This is a genomic window from Mycobacterium sp. ENV421 (assembly GCF_002887815.1).
GTDB lineage: Bacteria > Actinomycetota > Actinomycetes > Mycobacteriales > Mycobacteriaceae > Mycobacterium.
Map to the genome: position 1 here is coordinate 1 of NZ_PDHO01000134.1, position 1,050 is coordinate 1,050.

General features: G+C 67.0%; 1 pseudogene. It reads left to right on the top strand.

From position 1 onward, the window contains the following. Nucleotides 1–186: 186 nt before the first annotated feature. A pseudogene (locus CRM90_RS30020) lies at nucleotides 187–972 on the top strand (DDE-type integrase/transposase/recombinase); the annotation flags it as partial. Nucleotides 973–1,050 lie beyond the last annotated feature (78 nt).

Below are 1,050 nucleotides of genomic sequence, written 5' to 3' on the forward strand. Positions count from 1 at the left end.
ATCATCACCCGGCAACCCAACTCAGCATCAAAACCCACTCGCGCCACCTACCACGCAAAATCCGGGGTAGCCGCCCGTTCGCAACACCAGTTGCCCCTGATGCGCCATGTGGGAATCGGTGATCCTCGCGAGGGCACCTGCCCGACAAACGGTTTCGGGCAGGGCCTTCGAATGTGAGGAGAAACGGTGTCGTTGGAAGAGCACAAACGTCGGGAGCGGGCCCAGGCGATCGGGTTGTTTCGCTATCAGTTGATCTGCCCCGCCCTGGCCGACGGGTTGTCGACCAAGCAGCGCGGCCGGCTGGTCCGCGAGATCGCCGAACGTATCCGTCTCGACCCGTTCGGCGCCCGGGTGCAGATCGCACGACCGACCCTGGACCGCTGGATCCGCCGCTACCGGGCCGGCGGGTTCGAAGCGCTGGTGCCCGAACCACGGCGGCTGGCTACCCGCACCGACACCGGGGTGCTCGAGCTGGCCGCGTCGCTGAAACGGGAGAACCCGACCCGCACCGCCGCACAGGTGGCCCGGATCCTGCGCACCGCCACCGGATGGGCACCCTCGGAATCGACCCTGCTGCGCCATTTCCACCGCTGCGAGCTGATGGGCCCGACCGCCGGGCAGGCCGGGGAGGTGTTCGGCCGGTTCGAAGCGGCTGACCCCAATGAACTGTGGGTCGGCGACGCCCTGCACGGCCCCCGGGTCGGGGATCGCAAAACCTACCTGTTCGCGTTCCTCGACGATCACTCCCGGCTGGTGGCCGGGCACCGGTTCGGGTTCGCCGAAGACACCGTGCGCCTGGCCGCCGCACTGAAACCGGCGTTGGCCGCCCGCGGCGTGCCCGCGTCGGTCTATGTCGATAACGGCTCGGCGTTCGTTGATGCGTGGCTGCTGCGGGCATGCGCCAAACTCGGTGTTCGGCTGGTGCACTCGACACCCGGGCGCCCGCAAGGACGCGGCAAGATCGAACGGTTCTTGAATCACCCCGGGTTTGATGCCAATGCCGTTAACTTTGGCGTCACCGCAGGTCAGTGCATTCTGTGGTGAAACATG